The 21,337-nt window shown below is 44.3% G+C and carries 17 protein-coding genes and 2 tRNA genes; 10 read left to right on the top strand and 9 right to left on the bottom strand.

Features of this window, described 5'->3' with window-relative positions:
- Positions 1-118: 118 nt before the first annotated feature.
- Both G3W54_RS13425 and G3W54_RS13420 read right to left on the bottom strand, forming a co-directional pair.
- Positions 119-526, bottom strand: coding sequence for a phospholipid-binding protein (locus G3W54_RS13425; RefSeq protein ID WP_162653739.1), 408 nt, complete (start codon positions 524-526; stop codon positions 119-121).
- Between the two features lie 221 nt (positions 527-747).
- A tRNA-Asp gene (locus G3W54_RS13420) sits at positions 748-824 on the bottom strand.
- Positions 825-1,016: 192 nt separating this feature from the next.
- Here G3W54_RS13420 and G3W54_RS13415 point away from each other — a divergent pair.
- Positions 1,017-1,092, top strand: a tRNA-Val gene (locus G3W54_RS13415).
- 190 nt (positions 1,093-1,282) lie between these two features.
- Here G3W54_RS13415 and G3W54_RS13410 read toward each other — a convergent pair.
- The 3 genes from G3W54_RS13410 to G3W54_RS13400 form a co-directional block, all read right to left on the bottom strand.
- Complete coding sequence (locus tag G3W54_RS13410; protein ID WP_162653738.1) at positions 1,283-1,633, bottom strand: hypothetical protein; 351 nt, start codon at positions 1,631-1,633, stop codon at positions 1,283-1,285.
- A gap of 175 nt (positions 1,634-1,808) precedes the next feature.
- Complete coding sequence (locus tag G3W54_RS13405; protein WP_162653737.1) at positions 1,809-3,566, bottom strand: methyl-accepting chemotaxis protein; 1,758 nt, start codon at positions 3,564-3,566, stop codon at positions 1,809-1,811.
- A 14-nt stretch (positions 3,567-3,580) separates the two neighbouring features.
- On the bottom strand, positions 3,581-3,862 hold the full coding sequence (locus G3W54_RS13400; RefSeq protein WP_162653736.1) for a hypothetical protein: 282 nt from the start codon (positions 3,860-3,862) through the stop codon (positions 3,581-3,583).
- Between the two features lie 405 nt (positions 3,863-4,267).
- On the opposite strand from G3W54_RS13400, the gene G3W54_RS13395 reads away from it, so the two are divergent.
- Both G3W54_RS13395 and G3W54_RS13390 read left to right on the top strand, forming a co-directional pair.
- Positions 4,268-5,050 carry an OmpA family protein gene (locus G3W54_RS13395; protein WP_162653735.1) on the top strand — a complete coding sequence of 261 codons (783 nt, stop codon included), beginning with the start codon at positions 4,268-4,270 and terminating at the stop codon, positions 5,048-5,050.
- 254 nt (positions 5,051-5,304) lie between these two features.
- A complete protein-coding gene (locus tag G3W54_RS13390; RefSeq protein WP_162653734.1) occupies positions 5,305-5,799 on the top strand; it encodes a GNAT family N-acetyltransferase in 495 nt (164 codons plus the stop codon).
- Positions 5,800-5,878: 79 nt separating this feature from the next.
- Here G3W54_RS13390 and G3W54_RS13385 read toward each other — a convergent pair whose 3' ends face one another.
- On the bottom strand, positions 5,879-7,012 hold the full coding sequence (locus G3W54_RS13385) for an anhydro-N-acetylmuramic acid kinase (protein ID WP_162653733.1): 1,134 nt from the start codon (positions 7,010-7,012) through the stop codon (positions 5,879-5,881).
- Positions 7,013-7,155: 143 nt separating this feature from the next.
- Between G3W54_RS13385 and tyrS the strand changes: the two genes are divergently transcribed.
- Positions 7,156-8,409, top strand: coding sequence for a tyrosine--tRNA ligase (gene tyrS / locus G3W54_RS13380; protein WP_162653732.1), 1,254 nt, complete (start codon positions 7,156-7,158; stop codon positions 8,407-8,409).
- Positions 8,410-8,431: 22 nt separating this feature from the next.
- Here tyrS and G3W54_RS13375 read toward each other — a convergent pair whose 3' ends face one another.
- Complete coding sequence (locus tag G3W54_RS13375; protein ID WP_162653731.1) at positions 8,432-11,758, bottom strand: DUF3971 domain-containing protein; 3,327 nt, start codon at positions 11,756-11,758, stop codon at positions 8,432-8,434.
- Between the two features lie 167 nt (positions 11,759-11,925).
- On the opposite strand from G3W54_RS13375, the gene G3W54_RS13370 reads away from it, so the two are divergent.
- From G3W54_RS13370 to G3W54_RS13345, 6 genes are all read left to right on the top strand, one after another.
- Positions 11,926-12,393 (top strand): peroxiredoxin, encoded by a 468-nt coding sequence (locus tag G3W54_RS13370; RefSeq protein ID WP_174244250.1) that lies wholly within the window; start codon positions 11,926-11,928, stop codon positions 12,391-12,393.
- Between the two features lie 34 nt (positions 12,394-12,427).
- Positions 12,428-13,264, top strand: a complete 837-nt coding sequence (locus G3W54_RS13365) for a ferritin-like domain-containing protein (protein WP_162653730.1) — start codon at positions 12,428-12,430, stop codon at positions 13,262-13,264.
- 129 nt (positions 13,265-13,393) lie between these two features.
- The gene (locus G3W54_RS13360; RefSeq protein ID WP_162653729.1) at positions 13,394-14,725 is read left to right on the top strand and encodes a peptidoglycan DD-metalloendopeptidase family protein; all 1,332 of its coding nucleotides are present in this window, start codon (positions 13,394-13,396) and stop codon (positions 14,723-14,725) included.
- Positions 14,726-15,034: 309 nt separating this feature from the next.
- Positions 15,035-16,450 carry a DEAD/DEAH box helicase gene (locus G3W54_RS13355; protein ID WP_162653728.1) on the top strand — a complete coding sequence of 472 codons (1,416 nt, stop codon included), beginning with the start codon at positions 15,035-15,037 and terminating at the stop codon, positions 16,448-16,450.
- Positions 16,451-16,522: 72 nt separating this feature from the next.
- Entirely contained in the window at positions 16,523-17,017 is a 495-nt protein-coding gene (locus tag G3W54_RS13350) for a hypothetical protein (RefSeq protein WP_162653727.1), read from the top strand.
- A gap of 22 nt (positions 17,018-17,039) precedes the next feature.
- Positions 17,040-17,405 carry a diacylglycerol kinase gene (locus G3W54_RS13345; RefSeq protein WP_162653726.1) on the top strand — a complete coding sequence of 122 codons (366 nt, stop codon included), beginning with the start codon at positions 17,040-17,042 and terminating at the stop codon, positions 17,403-17,405.
- A 75-nt stretch (positions 17,406-17,480) separates the two neighbouring features.
- Here the strand turns inward: G3W54_RS13345 and prfB are convergent.
- Both prfB and G3W54_RS13335 read right to left on the bottom strand, forming a co-directional pair.
- Positions 17,481-18,609, bottom strand: a protein-coding gene (gene prfB, locus G3W54_RS13340) for a peptide chain release factor 2 (RefSeq protein ID WP_162653725.1) whose coding sequence is annotated in 2 segments (ribosomal slippage) — positions 17,481-18,539 and positions 18,541-18,609 — 1,128 coding nt in all. Because the reading frame shifts where the segments join, the coding sequence is not laid out codon by codon here.
- A 140-nt stretch (positions 18,610-18,749) separates the two neighbouring features.
- Complete coding sequence (locus G3W54_RS13335; protein ID WP_162653724.1) at positions 18,750-21,212, bottom strand: penicillin-binding protein 1A; 2,463 nt, start codon at positions 21,210-21,212, stop codon at positions 18,750-18,752.
- Between the last annotated feature and the right edge of the window lie 125 nt (positions 21,213-21,337).

Below are 21,337 nucleotides of genomic sequence, written 5' to 3'. Positions count from 1 at the left end.
TGTTTATGACGGGTTCGCAACGACTGGTATGGATACACGACAAGCCCTCAGCGTGATGTTGGGAGCGGAGAAATTCACATGGGCTTGTACAGTAAATGCTTACTTCAAAGCTACTATGTTACGGATAACTCCTACGCGCCTTCGCAACGGCTAGTTTTTTGCCTTTGGCATCTCTGGCTGTGGCGGTCCACTCATAGGTATGTTTACCATTGGGAGGACATGGACTTTTATATTTAAATGCCCCGCGTGCAATACTTGATCCACCTTTATATTTAACTTTGCCCCCGCCATGATTGTAGGACGGAACATTTCGATCCTTCATCTTGAAATCAATTCTGGCAGTTCCAGTAGGTACGTTCTTAAGCGTAAACGGTGGGTTTTGTACCCGATTGGGCTTACCGCTGGTACATTTTTTTAGACCGCTCCAACTAAACCCAATACTAAAATCCGCAGCAAATGCATGATTGATAGGTAGGAGTGATAGTGAAATTGTTGTGAATATTACGCCAGCACTTAACTTAGCCATTATAACTCTCCATTTCGATTTAGCGGATAATGCAACCAGTTTAGTATAACAGTTAAGTATGACACTTCAACGTGTAAGTAGTTTTACTTTTACATCAGGTATGGCATCGACGCAGAGGATATAAGTCCGGCAATTATAAAGCACCAAAAACAAAAAAAGCACGATCATCGACCGCGCCTTATGTACAAGCAAACTTCAAAGATAGTGTGGAAAGTGAAAAATGGCGCGAGTGACGGGACTCGAACCCGCGACCTTCGGCGTGACAGGCCGACACTCTAACCAACTGAGCTACACCCGCCATTTTTCATTTTTGATTTGCTTTTCAGCGAACCGTGATGGGTGATTAAGCTTTATCGTAGAATCTGTCAAGCACTCTATTCATGCTTTTTTGCAAAAAGGAGACATTTTTTCAAAAATACATTTTCTTTGAAAAATGTGGATTTTTCTCTTGCACTTATCTTCACAAGAGCCTAAACGAGACCTCGCAAATGGGCGATTAGCTCAGTTGGTAGAGCGCTTCGTTTACACCGAAGATGTCAGGAGTTCGAGTCTCTTATCGCCCACCATTTGCTTCGCAGGGTTTTCAACCGTTCTTTCAATTATAAGAACTTTGCCTGTGAAAGTGTTAGGTTAACCTCCTCAAAAAAAACGCCTCCCCCCTATTCGCGCGGTAAGTTTCGGCATGAATGATTAAAGTACAACTAAAATGTCTAACTTGCGTGTGGAAGCTTGCGGTGTATTCAATCTTTAACCACTCTACTTCAGTGATTGCAGATAGCGTTCACCAGTATAATCGCCCTTCTTTAGCATCAATTTTGATATGGCTTCTGCCTGATTAAGTTTATTATTTTTGACAAAGGTAAAGAAACGCTTTCTCAGCTTTGCAAGATGAGCATCATCGGTAGATTGCTCAATTTGCCTCGTTTTGATGTTTTGCTGCTTAATCATGTCTGGAATTTGATTTATAATTCCTGTGGCGTAGCTTTCCGTTATCTTGTCTTCCCAAAAAGCAGGATCTTCAAATTTGGGGTCAATGTCTTTAGCACTCGCTATGAAAGAACATGCGCAGCAAATAACGGTGATCGGTATATAATAGATCTTATACATCTGCATTTCCAATAGTCTGTTCAGTAGGCAGGATAACATTTTCTCATTTATTTGGTGTTAACTGCCCCATAATAACAAAAGCCGAGCAACAAAGCCCGGCTTAAATATTTTGATGTTAAGCTCAATCCGACCGCAACATATGTTGCTGTCGCGATCGCATTTTGCTCACTCTGAATTAAAACTCATCCCAACCATCTGCCTTTTCAACAGCTACAGCGCTATTTCCATTAAAGGCATTTGCCACTTTCTTCACCATAGCTTTGGCGGGAGATGGTTTTGGATCGTGCTCATCTGTGACAGATGCAGGCATGACGGGCGTTGCCTGAGCGACGGGGCCTGACGACGAAACATTTACTCGTTTTGCAGCGACTCCGTTGCCTATATCAAATGTCTGTATTAGCTCGGCAAGCACTGCAACTTCATCGGCAATATGTTGTGTGACAGCCGTGTTTTCCTCAACCATTGCAGCGTTTCGTTGTGTAACCTGATCCATAGAGTTAACAGCGCTATTAACCTCTTGAATTCCAGTCAACTGTTCTGCCGCACCTTGGGATATTGTGCCAATCTGGGAATCAATCGTTGCAACATGTGTTGATATTTTCTCCAACACTTCACCTGTTTGCTGTACAAGTTGAACACCATTGGCAACCTCATCACCGGATTTGGTAATCAATTCCTTGATCTCTTTTGCAGCGGACGCAGACCGTTGAGCCAATTCGCGCACCTCTTGCGCAACAACAGCAAAGCCCTTTCCTGCCTCGCCTGCACGTGCCGCCTCAACACCAGCATTCAATGCCAGTAGATTAGTTTGGAAGGCGATTTCGTCAATAACGTTGATAATATTTGAAATATCGCCGGAGGCTTTTTCAATTCCCTCCATCGCAGCAACAGCACTGATCACAACTTTGCTTGATTTTTCAGAATCTGCACGAGCATTACTTGCACTAACAGCAGCTTCATTGGCTCGTTCAGACGTTTCGCGAACTGTTGCGGTAATCTCATCTAGTGCAGCCGATGTTTCTTCCAATGATGCCGCTTGTGTTTCTGTGCGTTGCGATAGTTCATTTGTCGCATTACTAATTTCAACGGAGTTTTCTCTCAAATTTGTTGAGACACTGTTCATTTCGCACATCGTTTTAGCAAGTTTGGCAACTGAGCCGTTGAAATCGGTACGTAACTGATCAAGTTTACCTTCAAATGGTGATGGTATGTTTGCCGTTAAATCACCATTAGATAACTTTGTTAAGCCGTTTGCCAATGTCTCAATAACATTTTGCAGTTTTGCATTTTCCTCTGTGCGCTCTGCTTCGCGCTGAGACTGCGCTTGTGTATTTGCATCTTGAGCGTCTCCAGCAATTTTAGTTTGCTCTTCCGCTTCTTTCTGAGCAGCTTGCGCCTCAGAAATCGCCAATTGCGTAGAAGCAAAAGATCGCCACATCATATTCGTAAGTGCTAATAACACGCCCGCTTCTGCGACAAGAATTACAGCATGTAAACCAACACGAAGGACCGAACTTTCGCCGGGAAAAACTGCGGCAGGAATAACAAAATAAAGTACGACATGATGAACAGCTGTCAAACCGGTGAAGGCAAGTATGGGGCGCCAATCGATGCATGCTGCACAGATAGCTAGCATTGCAAAGAAATACATATGCATATCTATTTGAAGATCAGAACCGGAAAACGCGCCAACAAGTAATGCCACCTGCGCGGCTTGCGTCAAGCCAGCAGTTGTTCTTGCAACTACACCAGCCTTATCGGCTCGCCATGTAAATGTCCCCAATAATGCCATCGTTAGCCCACCGGCAATAAGTACGATCATCTGAGGATGTGCAACAAATATTGCCCGAACAGCAATTAAGGCTGCATTCACCCATAATAGGGTGACTAAGACCTTCATGCCTATATGCCGAATATCTTCAATAGATTTCATTTTCTGTTTCCTCTCTAAAGACAAGCGGCAGCAATGGAGCCATCAATTACTATAACTGCGCCCGCCTGATAAAGTTTACTAACAAAGTCGTCTGATTCTGAGGTAGTGACAGCGATCCAGTCCAACCGTCCGCCATTGACGAGTGCTCCCCCAGCATCTGCGATAACCTGGATAATCTTGCTTGGTTCGCTCCATGGCGGCAGAATAACGGCCACCTTTTCGCTCTTCGGCATAAGTATTGGGATGACTAAAACAACAAAACAAATGAAAACATTCACGCCAATGACGATTCTCATGTTCCGATTTTTATTATTGGTTGCTGTCATCAAGATTCATAACTAATTGAATAAAATAGAAAATACTTAATTCACGAAAAGTACTCGCACTATTTCAAAGTAGAATTACAACAACATTGTTCATTTATGATTGATTATTTATTAAAATTTGTACGAGTTTCTTACTGGTAGGAAGTGAGAGCAATCCGATTTTGCTAAGTTCAAACCCACAAATTTCCGCAAAAGCTTCATCTAATCCATAAACTAATAATCCAATTTCAATAAATATAGTCACCTTTTCTCGCAGCCAGATCACAGAAACGTGTTGTAACTTGAACATATTGGGAATATTTCCCACTGGATATAATATTCCCGCGTGTTAGTTTTTTCAAAGAATTAAACTTAACCTAAATTCAGGGAAATCTCATGAAACTCATTTCATCCACTCTATTCGTCACGCTTCTTGCAAGCACAACATTCTCTCTGGCTGAGAATGCTATTCAGCAAACGAAAGATACTGCTTTTGAGCGCATCGAAGTTGCACAATCTGCCGCTGCTGACGAGATCAAGAAGAAAGCAATGATGCTCGCAGAAGACGCAAAAAAAGCGATGATGATGGCTGAAGAAGCGGAAAAAAAAGCCATGATGGCTGCCGAAGGTGAAGATAAAAAAAAGGCTATGATGATGGCCGAAGAAACGAAAAAGAAAGCCATGATGGCAGCTGAAGAAGCTAAGAAAGCTGAAATGATGGCCGCAGAAGAAGATAAAAAGGCCATGATGATGGCTGAGGAAGAGAAAAAGAAAGCCATGATGATGGCGGCTGAAGAAGCTAAGAAAAAAGAAATGATGGCTGCCGAGGAAGACAAAAAAGCTATGATGATGGCAGTTGAAGCTTGTGATGCGGCCGAGTTTGCGGTCACGGGCTTTGGCAACGCAACAGCTGCTGCCGATTCCATCGCGGATGTTGTCATGAAAGTTAAGGAGCTTTCAGGTGATGCGGCTTGCGCTATCGAAATCACTGGCTATTCAAGCAAAGCAGGGCCAAAAAGCGTAAATATGGCTTTATCTGAAGAGCGTGCGGAATGGGTGAAAGGTGAGCTTATGTCCGCAGGTGTCGATCTTTCCCACACAATGGTAAAAGGTGCTGGCGAAACTGGTCAATTTGGTAGCAGCTCTGCAAACCGTCGTGTTATGATTTCTGTGAAATAGTAACGCTAGTGAATATGACAAAGGTCTCTATGGGTCCCATAGAGGCCTTTCCTCGCAATGGATTGTTGCATAGCACCATACCTTATAATAGAATAGGATTATGGTCCGTACAAATACAAACATGCGATATTATACAAACCGCTCCAGATAGAGGTGGTTGACGTTTAATGTGAAAACATGAACCGCCCAATGAGTAAGTTGGAGTGGTTTTTTTATGCCATCAATTTATTCCAAAATCTAAAAGGATAAATGCAATGGCTCGTCCAACTGACCCCAATTTAACCATGCGCAAGGCAAATAAGCGTGATTTAGATTTTGCATATCGGCTCTATGAGCAAATCCAAGCAATTCACGCCGATGCGGAACCTAAAATTTTTAAACGTCCGCAAGAGAAGAACAATTACGCGCCATTATTCTCCAATCTACTGGAGGTGCCAAACGGAAACTTGCTTATTGCAGAAAATAACAGCGAGGCAATTGGGCTTATCTACTATCTCATCACTGAAACAGAGGACAGCCTTATAGCATTTAAACACAAACGTGTACAAATCGAACAAGTAGTGGTGTCTCAACAACATAGGGGAAAAGGATACGGGACCTATATGATTGAGTATGTAAAACGTTGTGCGAAATCAGCTGGTGCAAAACGGGTCCAGATAGATGCTTGGACATTTAACGAGACGGCACGAATATGTTACAAAAAAGCTGGATTCAATACGGCTCGGAAAATCATGTTTTTAGAGTTGTGATGCGCGCTTATCAGATATTCAATTTTATGTAGAATGTATGTGCTTACACTCCATGTTCACTGTGGGATGAGTACGGGGCTCAAATTAGATTCGCCAACACTCCACCCGAAGCAGGCATATTTACGCCAGTTGTTGAAGGATATGTCAGTGGTAGACCTTTCATCGAGCGTATTGCAAGGTAGGCCCATGCTTCGGCCTCGACTGCATCGCCGGAAATTCCTGCCTCTTCTGCCGTTACCACATTACAATCAGACGAGAGTGCTTCTTCAAGCTCTACAATGATGGCTTTGTTTAAGCGTCCGCCGCCACACAAAATCCATAGTTTCGGCTCAAGCGGCAAACGAGCAACAGAGGCGGCAATGAGTTGTCCAGTAACATGAGCGAGCGTTCGCGCACCATCCTCCAATGAGGCACTGGCTTTGTCTAATATGGGGAAATCAAGCCGGTCTAAAGATCGTCCATCCGAGATAAGCTCCTTAACATTTCTAATGTAGTCAACAGCAACATCTGAAATAACTTTACCACGCAAACCAATCTTTCCGCCATCATCATATTTTTGACCCGAATGCGCTTCCACCCACTGATCAATCAAAATGTTACCTGTTCCGCAGTCAAATGCATGCAATTCACTATCCGACAGGTTCGCAGGAAATACAGCCGAGATATTTGAAATGCCACCGATATTAACAATCGCCACGCCATTGTTGGCAGAACTCATATTCGCAACCAGTGCTCGGTGATAGGCGGGCGCAAGTGGAGCACCCTGCCCGCCATTCGCCATATCATTGGCGCGCATGTCATAAACGACTGGAATTCCTATTCGCTCAGACAGCAAATCACCGTTACCAAGTTGAACTGTTAGCGCCTCTCCAGGCTTATGTAGAATAGTCTGACCGTGAAACCCGATCAAATCGACGTCGGACATGCGCAAGTTATGCTGTGCAAGAAACTCTTCAATTGCATCTGCATGTCGTCCCGTCAGTTCTCGCTCAAGATCTGCCAGCCCATCGGGCCGCTCATCACGTGACTTTATAACCTTTGCTTCAACTAAAGCCTGCTTAAGCTGGTTGCGAAATTCATCATCATAGGGAATCGATAAAAACGGGCCACGTTCGAGATCGTTTTCACCATCTGATCTCAAAAGCGCTACATCGATGCCATCCAGCGACGTGCCACTCATCAGACCAATTGCATTTAGATGTTTCTGATTCATTGAAACGAATTTAACTGATCTTCTGACTTAATCAAACAAGAGGGGTGAAATCTTGATAAAACAGTGCTAAACGCTGACAAATATATGTTTCGAACTTATTTCTATGCAACATTTTTCGTTGGAAGACCAAAAGGCAATTCGTTATGTCCGCGTTCAAATCTGAATTTCTGCACACTCTCGCAACTCGTGGCTTTATTCATCAAACAACTGATGATGCTGGGCTTGATAAACTTTTTCAAACGGAAACTGTGACTGCCTATATCGGCTTTGATCCAACTGCAGCGAGCCTGCACGCTGGCTCGCTTACTCAGATTATGATCCTGCACTGGCTACAAAAATGCGGACACAGACCAATTTCTCTTATGGGTGGTGGCACCGGTATGGTGGGTGATCCTTCTTTTAAAGAAGAATCTCGCCAACTGATGACGATCGAAAAAATTCAGGAAAATATCGATAGTATTCAGAAAGTATTTTCAAACTATTTGACCTATGGCAACGGCAAAACCGATGCCATGATGGTCAATAATGCTGAATGGTTGGCAAAACTGAATTACCTCGATTTTCTTCGCGATGTTGGTAAGTACTTTTCAGTCAATCGGATGCTGTCCTTTGATTCTGTGAAAACTCGCCTTGATCGCGAGCAATCACTCTCATTTCTTGAGTTCAATTACATGATCTTGCAAGGATATGACTTTGTAGAACTTGCAAAACGTTATGACTGCCGCGTGCAGATGGGTGGATCAGATCAATGGGGAAATATTGTTAACGGTATTGATCTTGGCCACCGCATGGGTACTGAGCAACTTTACGCGGTTACAACTCCGCTTTTAACCACATCTTCCGGTGCGAAAATGGGTAAGTCAGCCAATGGCGCCATCTGGCTAAATCCCGATATGTATTCACCTTATGATTTTTGGCAATATTGGCGCAACACTGAAGATGCGGATGTTGGTAAATTCTTGAAACTTTTTACAACATTACCAATCGATGAGATTGAACGCCTTGCAGCACTTGGCGGCAGCGAGATCAATGAAGTTAAAAAGATATTGGCAACTGAAATCACCGCTATGGCGCACGGTCGCGAGACCGCAGAAGGCGCAGCGGAAACAGCTCGCAAAACCTTTGAAGAAGGTGCTGTTGCGCACGATCTACCAAGCATTAGCCTACCATCTTCGGATATCGCAGAAGGCGTTGGTCTATTGTCGCTTATTGTAAAAGCGGGTTTTGCCTCTTCCAATGGCGAAGCACGTCGTCACATTAAAGGTGGTGCGATCAAGATCAACGACAAGCAGATGACCGATGAACGCATGCTCGTGAATGAAAGTGCCATTTCCGATGATGGTGTTATCAAACTTTCTATGGGTAAAAAGAAGCACGTCCTAATCAGGCCTGAATAGTCCTAAAACCGAAGTATTTTTGTTAAAACTCAAAGATACTTCGGAAAATACCCGGCGCTATAATTGATAGCGGGTTCACCTGTATTTGTGGGTTATCAGCATTTCCGCTAACCTTAAACGTTATACCTAACAGTGCCTTGTCCTTACCGTTGCCCAACAAGGCACCCAAGATCGGGATCTCACCAAAAAAGCTGTTAAGTGCATATGCGGGCATGAATGTGCCGGAAATGTTGGTATTGTCTTTTCTGTCATAAAGCATGCCATCAAAAGCCGCACCGATTTGTGGTCCACGCACGATACCTTCTTTAATATCAAGACGCCCGTTATTGAGTTGAACACTAATATTTGCTTGGGTGAAATTCACGCGGCTTACGTCCAAGCGACCTTTCAGTGCTTCATTTAAGCTGCGTTCCTTTGCACTTGCACGCGTGGAGACAAGCGTCTTAAGGCGCTCATCACCAATGACTTTGAAATTACGCATATTTACATTGCCAACATGAGGCCCGTTGCCGCTTTTGGTTAGGCGCAGGTCCACAGAGCCACCTTGAACAAAAGCATAGATGTCAAAAAACCGCCAGAAACTGCCAGAATCATCGCTGGCAACGGTCACGACATCGCCGTTTTTGTCGCCTTTTAACTGTGCCGCAACTGATCCACCTGCGCTCGTTCGGCCTGTGAACTCAGCTAAGCTAGGTATCCCGCCACGTTCAGAATATTTCATGGTTGAAACTGATAAAACTTCATTCCCGAAGCCATAAACTTTGTCGATCTTACCTGTCAGGTCTATTGCCGCTTGGCTACTGTCATACTTTAACGTTGTCGTTTCGTCTGCCTTCAATTGAGCAATCAGAGGGCGCATATCAAAAGATTTACCACTAATGTTGATCTTGTAACCATTCCCCTGTCTTGTGACAGTAAAGCCATAATTATCTTTGGGTGATAGTTTCACATTAGAGAAATTAGCGAATTTTACGCCACTCGCATCTAAATCAAGCGCTCCGATTGCAGAGAACCCTTTTCCGAAAAACTTGAAATCTGACAATTTCGCAGAATTTCCGTTCTCTATGACAACAAAAGTTGCTTTTGCCGGAACACCCTTTGCTTTTTTCCATGCAGTGCCGGGCGCAATAACGACGCTGTTTTTGAGATCAATCTCAATATTATTTCGAACGCCGTCAACACGCTCTTGCTTAAACCCAACTTTGCCAATGATCACATCATTTACATCTAAGCCGAATTTAGTTCGATCTTTTGCATCTAGAATACCGTTCAACGCAAGTTTGCGAGGGACATCGGAATTACGGATGGGTTCCGTCACCTGTGCATTTAGGTTTACACCATCAACTCTGAGCTTGGCGTCCATAATTGCGCGTTCGCTATTAACGTCAACTTTACCCGTAATATTCGTCAAAATATGTTTCTCAATCGGCACAGAAAGATCAACACCATTTAGATCTAGCTCAACTTCCCACACAGGATCTGGTGGGTTTTGATCAGGGATTAGGCCCAATTTGGCGATGACGTGCGCATCCACTAAGCCTGAAATGTCTTCTGGTACGATCCCAATATCATCCAGCGCATCGATAGGATTAAAGCTGATAAGTTCCGCGGCGGCATCAGCCCAGCCCGTCAGGTTAAAGTCCACATCTGCCATAAGCGGCACTTGGTTCGTATCAGGAATTGTGATTGTTCCATTTACAATATCCATCTTCCGGTTTGACGGGAAAAAGGAAGTGCCCTTATCGACAGAAACAGTGACTTTGGTACCACGCAGTTTCATATGCCCGTTGGCATTTCTGACGGGCGGAACATCTCCGACAATATTCACTCTGGCGTTGGTGAAATCATAATCAACTTGATAATCTTCGTCCTTGTGCATGATTGGTCGAACAGGATTTGCAAAACGGCCCGCATCGACATGCAGATATAGATTTGCATTCTTTATATTCCCACCAAATATATTGTTAGTTGCCCAGCCACGCGTACCGCGACCTAACCAAAACGGCCAAAATTGTTTGGCAACCGCTGTCTCGATTTCCGGCACCTGAATAGCAATATTTAGTTCGGGAGAACCTTTGCCCATAAACCTGATAATGGCATTGCCAGCTGCATATTTTCCGCCCGTTGCTATAACTAATTCTTCAGCATTAAGTTCGCGCTTTTCAAAACTGTAATATCCAAATGCTTTAGCCGAGAAGATTATCGGAACTTCATTGGTATCAATTGGTGCCAAGACCCCCTCGCCGACGACAAAGTCAAAAACGATACCTTCTTTGCCCTTATCTTTAAAATTTTCGGCATCAATTAGTCCGCCAGAAATTGGAAAAACAGATTTAGAAACTGCAATGTCAGATTGAGCGAGTTCGATTGCTTTTTTGCCTGCATCATAGAACCAATTGAGCTGAGACTTTTTAAGTTCAGCCAATTCACCACCCATTTTAAGATCACCAGGATCAATATCTAGCGACAGTTTAAACTCCGGCAAGCTGGTTTCGCTCGCACGCTTGAGATTAAAACTCGCAACCATTGTTGTATCTAGACCGGATCGGAACTCGGGATTTGGGTCATTCGTTTCGAACTGAACGGTAAACTTTCCAATACTACCTTCAATGGTTTGATCATCGGATTGCACTTTTCGTGTGAATGATAACGGAAACTCATCTTCGCCCAGTTGGATAATACCATCAACAGCTGATAAATGCCCTTCAGTACGAAGCACAGTCGCTTCCTTTATGATCAAACCACCAAAACGCTCAAATGCCAGATGGCTTATCTTTACATCCTCAAACGTAATCGAATCGGCATCGCGTAAAATATTATTTCTCTCAGCACTTTCAATTTGAGAGAATATCATCTCAATGAAACCATCAAATTCCTGTATTTTTGGGATAAACGTACCCTGATCGCTTGTATCTGTTTGCTGGTTTGGTGTTAAATTGAGTTCCACATCGGAAATGTCTACCGCCGATATTGTGGCTGTACCCCGAGCGAGTGTAATCGGATCAATTTTCATTTGAGCACGATCCACATTAAGCTCGTAAGCTAATTGTGCATCACGACCACCGCTAAACGAAAACTCACGTGCCTCGACTGAAATGCGCCCATCTCCCGATAGTCGCAACGCTGTTTTTTCAATATTTATAGCACGGTTTTCGCCAACGATATTCTTGAAAGTACTTTGTGAATAGTCAGAAATGTACGTATCAGCCATACCGCTTTGCAACACGCCGACGGCCACGCAGAATAGAATTAGTACTACAATGACACCCCAGGAAAAGTAATGGACGCAATTATAGCATAGGCCCAGAAAGGAACCTTTGCCATATTCGACATTTCCATTTTTCTCCAATTGTCGCACCTTATTGTCTTTATCTTGTTGATCAGAGTTTAATTAGAACCCAAATCACTTCTCCCCGTCTTGTGAAGCAGATAATACAATCCAGTGCGTTTCAAAGATAGGCTTGAAACTCCAATAATATTATCAATGAACCACTAATATGGACAGAGGATCCACCAATGAGCGAAATCATAGAAAATATGACAGCCCCAAGTTTTAATTTACCAGGAGATGGTGGCAAAACTGTGAATCTTTCCGATTTCAAAGGCAAGAAAGTAGCACTATTCTTCTATCCAAAAGATGACACCAGTGGCTGCACTAAAGAAGCCATAGAGTTCACAGAACACGTAGCTGACTTTGAAGCAGCAAACACCGTTGTTATTGGCATGTCTCCTGATCCGGTGAAGAAGCATGACAAGTTTATCGCCAAGCATGAACTCGGCGTAATCCTTGCCTCTGATGAGGAGAAGACAACACTTGACGCATATAATGTTTGGAAAGAAAAAAGCATGTACGGCAAGAAATATATGGGCGTTGAACGTTCGACGTTTTTGATCGATCAGGATGGAAAAGTTCAAAAACTTTGGCGCAAAGTAAAAGTTCCAGGACATGTGGAAGAAGTTTTAAAAGCAGCACAAGAGCTTTAGCCCTTCCTACAGGAGCATTTTAAGGTGACGGATCATGAATAATCAAGCTACAGCTCCATTATTTCATTCTCTCAGAGATGGTGCAAATCGTGCCATTTCTTCACCTGATCTTGAAGAGAAGATGTTACTTGCACAAACCGCCGCCACCAAATGGTTTAGTGGCACGCTTTCCTTGAAATCGCCGCTAGACAAGAAAAACGTCCTGCGACCCGGACGACCTGAAAAACCTGAGCTCGTCCCTCCCATGCAAGTTGGCCGTCGGGCTATCAGTACCGTAGAAGGTCGTATAGCTCTCATGCATGCTATTGCGCATATCGAACTTAATGCAACAGACCTTGCGCTCGACATTGTTGCTCGATTCGCATCTAAGCCCATGCCGAGATCTTTTTATGATAATTGGATGCAAGTAGCGTTCGAAGAGGCCAAACATTTTAAACTGATACGCGATAGATTACGCGAAATGGGCGCAGATTATGGTGATTTGTCTGCTCATGATGGCCTATGGGAAGCCGCCCACGATACACGCAATGATTTGACAGCGCGACTAGCTGTAGTTCCGCTGGTTCTTGAGGCACGTGGGTTGGATGTAACACCTGCACTACAGGCCAAAATGCGTCAAACCGGAGATCATGAGAGTGCTCGCATTCTGGATATTATCTATGAGGATGAAAAAAAGCATGTAGCGGTGGGCGCCAAATGGTTTAGGTTTTTATGTTCACGAGAGAAGAAAGACCCAAGTGCGACATTCAAAACTTTGGTTCAGGCAAATTTCCGCGGGAAATTTAAAGCCCCCTTCAATGAACTCGCAAGAGCAGAGGCTGGAATGACTCCTTCTTTCTACCGCACTCTTTCCCCTCAAAGTAGATCTTGACCTGCCCGTACTGTTAAACTTGGAAAAATTCTCATATTGTGATGATGATGAGCCCAGCAAAAATAATTTGTTAACCATAATAAGGCTTAATGACCCTACCAAAAGATTCTCATAAATGGTGGAGTTAGATTGCATAACAAGGGCAAATCAGTTTTCGGTCAAAAAAAGTCCAAACATGTGTTGATCCTCGCAAATGATGATAAAGTTCGTCATATGGTGATCAAGCCATGGATTTTGGGTATTGCAGTTAGCTTTGTCGCGGTTATGGTGATTGGCCATTTGCTTGCAACAACTTATCTGGTTGTTCGCGATGACCTGGTGGGCAGCTCTATGGCCCGTCAAGCGCGTATGCAACATTCATATGAAGACCGTATTTCGCAACTCCGCTCCGAGCTTGATCGCGTAACCAGCAAACAGCTCCTGAATCAACAGCTGGTTCAAGATAAAGTTGCAGAATTGATGCAACGTCAGACGACCCTATCCGATCGACATGGGCAACTATCGCCTATCTTGGATCGCGCAGGAATTATTGACGTAGAACCACAACAAATCCCCATTCCGATGATTAACCCATTAAAACGGGCTAAGAGCGCATCTCTTAATCGCAATGTTCTGCAGGACCATGTCTCAAGCAATAAAAAACCAAAGATATCTTCATTTGATACAGCATCTATTTCAGCTGTAAGCGCTTTTGCTCCGGTCCAACAAATTACCAACTCAATATCACCTACTCAAACATTCGTAAAAACCAGTTCGGATAATCTATTTGGCAATGTTGCATTATCATTACAAAATATCGAACACGAACAAATAGCTCGCATTCAAGCCTTAGCGGAAAACACCGCTACTAGAACCGCACAAATCACGCAGATACTTAAAGGATCCAAACTGCCTGCACCAAAAATTGATGCGGACGATGAAAGTGCCATCGGCGGACCGTTTGTGCCTCAGAGTGAAGGTGACACATTTAATTATTCTCTACGTGGTCTGGATTTAGCACTCCGCCAATATGATCAGGTCCTCACCCATATTGAAAACCTACCACTGAAACATCCGGTTATTGGTTCAAAAATATCAAGCAAATTCGGCAATCGTCGCGATCCATTTCTTCGGCGCTACGCCTTTCATGCTGGCATTGATTTCAAAGCGCGCACCGGCACATCTGTTAAACCAACAGCAAATGGACGTGTGATAAAAGCCGGATGGCAAGGCGGCTACGGGAAGATGGTTGTAGTCGATCATGGAAATGGCACAACAACGCGCTATGCTCATCTGTCACGCATTCTAGTTAACCATGGCCAAATGGTCTCAATTCATACGACCATTGGAAAAGTTGGCAGCACAGGTCGATCAACTGGTCCTCACCTGCATTATGAGATTCGGGAAAATGGCAAAGCAATTAATCCATTGAAGTACCTTAATGCGGGCTCAAAGTTACGCCCTATCTTGAAATCATCGTAAATAAATCGATTTGATTTAAAATTGAGTAAAATTGTATAGACAGATTTTTGATTTAAATCAATTAATTCAATTAGTTAACTCACTCAATGGTACGATTTCTCACGTGAACTCCAACTAAATTCACCATCATTCCGCCATTATCAAAAACCTTACTCTGGGGCTAATGTCATATCATTGCCACAATGGATCAAAAACATTGCGCAAAGCGCCTGCAATTTCTTGACTTTAGAGCTGTTAGCTACTACGCCACGGTAAAATTAAGTGGCATAAAACGTTAATTTAAACTTTAAAAACGGAAGCTAGCTGCATTTGACAACTTTTTCAGATCTCGGACTTAGCACTAAAGTACTAACAGCAGTTGAAGATGCTGGTTATACAACCCCAACACCAATTCAGGCGGGAGCAATTCCACCAGCATTGCAGCGTAAAGATGTTTTGGGGATAGCTCAAACTGGTACGGGTAAGACAGCCTCATTTGTTTTACCAATGCTAACGCTTCTTGAAAAAGGCCGAGCTAGAGCGCGTATGCCGCGCACCTTGATCTTGGAACCAACTCGTGAGTTAGCTGCTCAAGTCGCCGAAAATTTCGACAAGTATGGCAAAAATTTACGCCTCAATGTTGCGCTTCTTATTGGCGGCGTCTCATTTGCCGAGCAAGATCGTAAACTTGAGCGTGGCGCGGATGTGTTGATTGCGACACCTGGCCGATTGCTCGATCATTGTGAACGCGGCAAGCTTTTGATGACAGGTGTAGAATTGCTTGTGATCGATGAAGCTGACCGCATGCTGGATATGGGCTTTATTCCTGACATTGAGCGAATTGCAAAACTTATTCCGTTTACACGCCAAACATTGTTTTTCTCCGCAACTATGCCGCCAGTAATTCAAACATTAGCGGATCAGTTCTTGCAGAACCCAACACGTATCGAAGTCGCGCCACCATCTTCTACTGCAGCGACAGTAACCCAGCGTTTGGTGAAGTGTAAATCTAAAGACTATGAAAAGCGCGAGACTCTACGCGAATTAATCCGCACTCAAGAAGATGTGCAAAATGGTATAATCTTTTGTAACCGAAAGAAAAGCGTTGCTGACCTCCACAGATCGTTAGAGCGTCATGGGTTTTCGGTTGGCGCACTTCATGGTGACATGGATCAACGTTCGCGTATGACGACATTGCAAGGCTTTAAGGACAATGAAATCAAGTTCTTGGTTGCCTCCGACGTTGCTGCACGTGGGCTTGATATCCCCGCAGTAAGCCATGTATTCAACTATGATGCGCCTACGCATGCAGAAGATTATGTACACCGCATTGGCCGCACGGGTCGTGCTGGTCGCGAGGGAGCCGCTTTTACAATGATCGGTAAGTCTGACAAAAAATATATCGATGCTATCGAGGCACTTATCAACACTAAGATTGAGTACTTTGAACTAGCTGGCGACACAAAAAATAGCGCGCCGGAGGACGCTAAAGCCAAACCTGCGAAACGCACTCGCAAGCCAAAAAAGCAGGATACTAATGAAGCGGCAGCGCCAGTACGATCAAATAACACACTGGATACAACCTCAGAAAACGTGGTTAGCAGCGTTGGCAACAACCGCAACGACAACGTAAAAAAACCACGCAACAATAATCGCCGAAAAAATGACAGAGATGATGGGCCAACGCCTGTAGGTTTTGGTGATGAAATCCCAGCATTCATGTTGATCAGCGCAAAAGCGAGTTAAAAGCTCATTTTTGACACGAAATTGTGCTATTGATTCTGACATCAGATTACTGATTTTGGAGAATGTAGTCGCATGTTTAAAAAATTTATTATAGCCCTCGCACTCAGCATTGCTTTTAGCACCAGCATGTTGTCGCTCAATATACAGACGCTGAGCGCACAAACACTAGAGGAAGCGCTTGCACTCCCAACTCGACTTCTTTTTACCATTAGCGGAGGCTCTTGGGCTGAAGAGCTTGAGGTAGACGGCACCGCCACGACACGCAAAGGCTATTACCGCCTGTCAGCATTTCGCCAACAAGATAATACAAGTGCTTTGTTCCTTCAAAAAATTGCAAATACGGATCAGGGACCTGAAGAGGTTCTCACACTTGAACTGGAAGAAGTATCTGCAATGAATGCCTATATCACAGACATGCGCCCTGAAAGCTCTACAGGCAGCAGTTCAAATGCAGGCTTTGCTGCATATGTCTATCTAAAAACCGATCCAAGCATTGTCGAACCTACGACCTATTCTATCTATGTTGATGATTTAGATGATATTTTTATTGAACAGGCTTCAAACTAGACCGAGGTAGAGATTGCTGATCGTGAAACATACGGGACTAAAGCGCATATTTTCAGCAATAGGCTACTCGATTGATGGCCTTCTGGTGCTTATGAAAGAGCCTGCCCTTAGGCAAGAACTCATCCTATCTCTTCTGGTGCTGATTTCTTTTACTCTTGTTGGCGCAAGCGCCATTCACTTTGTCACCATGTCCATATTACTGCTTATGGTTATCGCAGTCGAAGCCCTTAACACGGCAATAGAAAATATTGTCGATAGGATTTCACCCGAAATTTCCGATTTTGCAAAACGGACAAAAGATCTAGGTTCCAGCGCAGTTTTTCTACTGATCTGCGGTATCGTAATCTATTGGATATATGTCTTGGGGAGCACACTGAGTGTATTCTAGAGCCTGAATTGTGTTGCCACTTTAAGCATCTGCACCTATCAAATTGATTCATATAACTCATTTAAAGCATTGAATTTAATCGATATCTTCGACACTGACATTGCCGCCAAAGGCACGATGCGCAAGTGTTGCTTCCATAAAGCCGTCAAGCTTTCCATCCAACACGTCATTTGGAGACGTGCTTTCATACGCAGTTCGAAGATCTTTGACGAGCTGATATGGCTGCAAAACATAAGAGCGAATTTGGTGCCCCCAACCAATTTCGGATTTTGACTCAGCCTCGGCGTTTGCAGCATCTTCACGCTTTTTAAGCTCGTTCTCATAAAGCCGAGCTCGCAACATATCCCAAGCTTTTGCCTTGTTTTTATGTTGTGAACGCTCTTGCTGACACTGTACCACTATGCCTGTGGGTTGGTGGGTAATCCGAACTGCGGAATCAGTCGTATTAATGTGTTGACCGCCCGCGCCCGATGCGCGATATGTATCGATACGGCAATCACTCTCTGCGATTTCGATATTGATTGAATCATCAATAACGGGATACACCCAAATACTGGAAAATGACGTGTGCCGACGCGCATTACTATCAAACGGTGAAATACGTACAAGGCGATGCACACCTGATTCTGTTTTCAACCAACCATACGCATTGTGGCCTTTGATGTGTAATGTGGCAGATTTAATACCCGCCTCTTCACCATCATGGATCTCCATGAGTTCCACTTTCATGCCGCTGCGCTCGGCCCAACGTGTATACATGCGCAACAACATGTTTGCCCAGTCCTGACTTTCCGTTCCACCAGCGCCGGAATGAACTTCCAAATAGGCGTCATTTGCATCCGCTTCGCCGGAGAGCAGAGATTGCAGCTGTTGTTTGGCGGCATCAGCCTGCAATGCGCGAAGAGCATCTTCGGCCTCGGTAACGATATCACTATCGCCCTCTTCTTCGCCCATCTCTATCAACTCAACATTATCAGAAAGTTGAGATTCCAGATTATTCAGTCCATTGATAGACTCTTCCAAGAACTGACGCTCTCGCATGAGTTTTTGCGCTTCAGTTGGATCATCCCATAATGTTGGATCTTCGGCTTTGTTGTTTAGATAGCCGAATCTCTTAATGGCTTGATCCCAGTCAAAGATGCCTCCTTAGCAGCCCGATTGTCTGCTCAATGTCATCGGCAAGTGCTTGTATTTCTGCGCGCATTTTTTATCTATTCGTATTGGATTATCTATAGAAAATGAATGTTGCCCGATGTTAGTCCCGAGCTTCAGCGCGGAACTTAGTCATCAACCGAATGAATGTAAAGCTTTGGTTTCAACCATATTGGGGTAAGCGCAAGACGCCTAGTAGAGACCACCCGTCCCGGAACCAACGGCTCTATTAGCTTGTGGCGATACTTCCAAAATTTCATCGCCTGTCGCAAAATCTTCCATGCCAATTACAGAGAAAATATCTGCAGGACCGGTACCAGGCTTAAATGCTTCCAAGATTACGTCTTGCTCGCCCTCAAATGCCTCCATACCTGTTTTGCGGTTAATTGGAATGAACTTCATCCCCTGTGGAATACGAAACTCGACAGGATGCGCATCTTTAAGAGCCGTTTTCATAAACTCATTGAAAACTGGTGCAGCTAAGCCACCACCTGTTGACCCGCGCCCCATTGGTCTTGGCGTATCATAACCAATGTAAACGCCAGCAACGAGATCAGGCGTATAGCCCACGAACCAAGCATCGCGCTCGTCATTTGTGGTTCCGGTTTTACCCGCTGTTGGCTGGTTAAGCTTGATTTTACCTGCCGCAGTTCCGCGTCTGACAACGCCTTCCATCATGGACGTAATTTGATAGGCAGTCATTGGATCTAGAACCTGTTCACGCGTATCTGTGATTTCCGGCTCTTCCTGTGAAAGCCATGCCGTTGCCGAGCAAGCTTCACAAACGCGCTGCTCGTGGCGGAAAATTGTGCGTCCATAGCGATCTTGAATACGGTCAATCAATGATGGTGTGATCTGCTTACCACCATTTGCCAACACTGAATAAGCTGACACCATGCGCATAACTGTTGTTTCAGCCGAACCAAGAGAAGCCGCCAAAACAGGGTACAATTCATCATAAAGGCCGAAACGTTCCGAATATTCTGCAACAAGGGGCATGCCCATGTCATTGGCAAGACGTACCGTCATCAGGTTACGGGATTTCTCAATTCCAAGACGCAAAGTTGATGGGCCAGCCGAACCGCCACCATAGTTCTTAGGTCTCCAAACCTTACCACCGGAAACAAGCTCAATTGGGGCATCTAAAACCACAGAGGCCGGTGTATATCCATTGTCTAGTGCTGCCGCATATACAAAAGGCTTAAATGAAGAGCCTGGCTGACGCATTGCTTGCGTGGCGCGGTTAAATTCACTTTGCGCATAGGAGAAACCACCAACCATGGCCAAAACTCGACCTGTATGAGGATCCATAGCAACTAGGCCGCCCTGAATTTCCGGCAACTGGCGAAGACGCCAATACTCTTCTCCATCTTTGTTTTCTGTTTTCTGAACGTAGACGACATCTCCAGGAAGAAGAATATCACTAACCTTCTTAACTTTGCGACGTTTTCCATCTTCGGAAATTGTAAATGCCCATTTCATCGTGCTACCCGAAATGGAAATTTGCTCGCGCGCTTTTTTCACATTGCCTGCAACATTCTTGCCCGGGTTAAGGCCCAGTTCTGCATCCTCATCCGATGCGGCCAAGACAACAGCTAAATTCCAACTCGGCAAGTCAGACAATCTATCTATCTTCGATAAAGCCTCGCCCCAATCAAGATTAACATCAACCTGTTGAATAGCACCGCGATAACCACGTTGCTGGTCAAATCGCATGAGGCCATTTTGAAGCGCATTGCGGGCTGCAGCCTGTATTTTGGGATCAAGCGTCGTGCGAACGGATAAACCACTTTCATACAGCGCTTCATCACCAAACCTACCAATTAAACGTCGGCGGACCTCTTCCGAAAAATATTCAGATGCAAAGAGATAATTGCCACGCGGACGCGGGTTTACATCCAGTTTTTTCTCTTTTGCTTTTTTTGCCTCTTCAAAAGAAACATAACCATTGTCCATCATCCGATCGATAACATAATTACGCCGCTCAATAGCTGCTTCGGTTTTACGATAAGGATGGTAATTGGAAGGCCCCTTTGGCAAGGCAGCCAAATAAGCAATTTCGTGCAATTCCAACTCATTGACCGATTTATCATAGTAAGTCAGCGCAGCGCCAGCAATGCCGTAAGAGCCTAGACCAAAGAAGATCTCATTGAGGTAAAGCTCCAAAATGCGATCTTTACTATAGGCTTCTTCAATGCGGAATGAGAGAATGGCTTCCTTGATTTTTCGGTCAATTGTTTGGTCAGAAGTCAGAAGGAAGTTTTTGGCCACTTGTTGCGTAATTGTCGATGCGCCAACCAAACGGCGACCTTTGCCGTAATTTTCAACATTGGTAACAATAGCACGCGCAAAACCTTGCCAATCCATACCACCGTGAGAGTAGAAATTCTTATCTTCTGCGGAAATAAAAGCAGCTTTCACACGATCTGGAACGGCCTGAATGGGCAGGTAAAGGCGTCGTTCACGGGCATATTCTGCCATCAGCTCACCTGTTGATGAGTGAACCCGTGTTGTCACAGGAGGTGCGTAGGAGTTCAAAACTTCGAAATCAGGAAGATCTTTGGTTACATCAGATACATACCAGGCAACGGCAGCTGCAATGATGAAGAAAAAGATTGTTCCGATGCCAAAAAAGTAGCCGATAAGACGCATCATTTGATTCTATTTAACCCTTATATGCCGCAGTGGTCAGTCATTATGAAATCCCCAAGGTGGAGAAAATTTATGCCAAGATTGTGTACAAAATTAGGCTCTGGCGACGAAAATACATATCGTCAGTT

Source organism: Lentilitoribacter sp. Alg239-R112 (genome assembly GCF_900537175.1).
GTDB lineage: Bacteria > Pseudomonadota > Alphaproteobacteria > Rhizobiales > Rhizobiaceae > Lentilitoribacter.
This window is presented reverse-complemented; position numbering and strand designations above follow the sequence as displayed.

Excerpts from the sequence above, each read along its gene's own strand:
- G3W54_RS13425 (WP_162653739.1), bottom strand. The coding sequence starts at position 526 with ATGGCTAAGTTAAGTGCTGGCGTAATATTCACAACAATTTCACTATCA.
- G3W54_RS13410 (WP_162653738.1), bottom strand. The coding sequence starts at position 1,633 with ATGTATAAGATCTATTATATACCGATCACCGTTATTTGCTGCGCATGT.
- G3W54_RS13405 (WP_162653737.1), bottom strand. The coding sequence starts at position 3,566 with ATGAAATCTATTGAAGATATTCGGCATATAGGCATGAAGGTCTTAGTC.
- G3W54_RS13400 (WP_162653736.1), bottom strand. The coding sequence starts at position 3,862 with ATGAGAATCGTCATTGGCGTGAATGTTTTCATTTGTTTTGTTGTTTTA.
- G3W54_RS13395 (WP_162653735.1), top strand. The coding sequence starts at position 4,268 with ATGAAACTCATTTCATCCACTCTATTCGTCACGCTTCTTGCAAGCACA.
- G3W54_RS13390 (WP_162653734.1), top strand. The coding sequence starts at position 5,305 with ATGGCTCGTCCAACTGACCCCAATTTAACCATGCGCAAGGCAAATAAG.
- G3W54_RS13385 (WP_162653733.1), bottom strand. The coding sequence starts at position 7,012 with ATGAATCAGAAACATCTAAATGCAATTGGTCTGATGAGTGGCACGTCG.
- tyrS (WP_162653732.1), top strand. The coding sequence starts at position 7,156 with ATGTCCGCGTTCAAATCTGAATTTCTGCACACTCTCGCAACTCGTGGC.
- G3W54_RS13370 (WP_174244250.1), top strand. The coding sequence starts at position 11,926 with ATGAGCGAAATCATAGAAAATATGACAGCCCCAAGTTTTAATTTACCA.
- G3W54_RS13365 (WP_162653730.1), top strand. The coding sequence starts at position 12,428 with ATGAATAATCAAGCTACAGCTCCATTATTTCATTCTCTCAGAGATGGT.
- G3W54_RS13350 (WP_162653727.1), top strand. The coding sequence starts at position 16,523 with ATGTTTAAAAAATTTATTATAGCCCTCGCACTCAGCATTGCTTTTAGC.
- G3W54_RS13335 (WP_162653724.1), bottom strand. The coding sequence starts at position 21,212 with ATGATGCGTCTTATCGGCTACTTTTTTGGCATCGGAACAATCTTTTTC.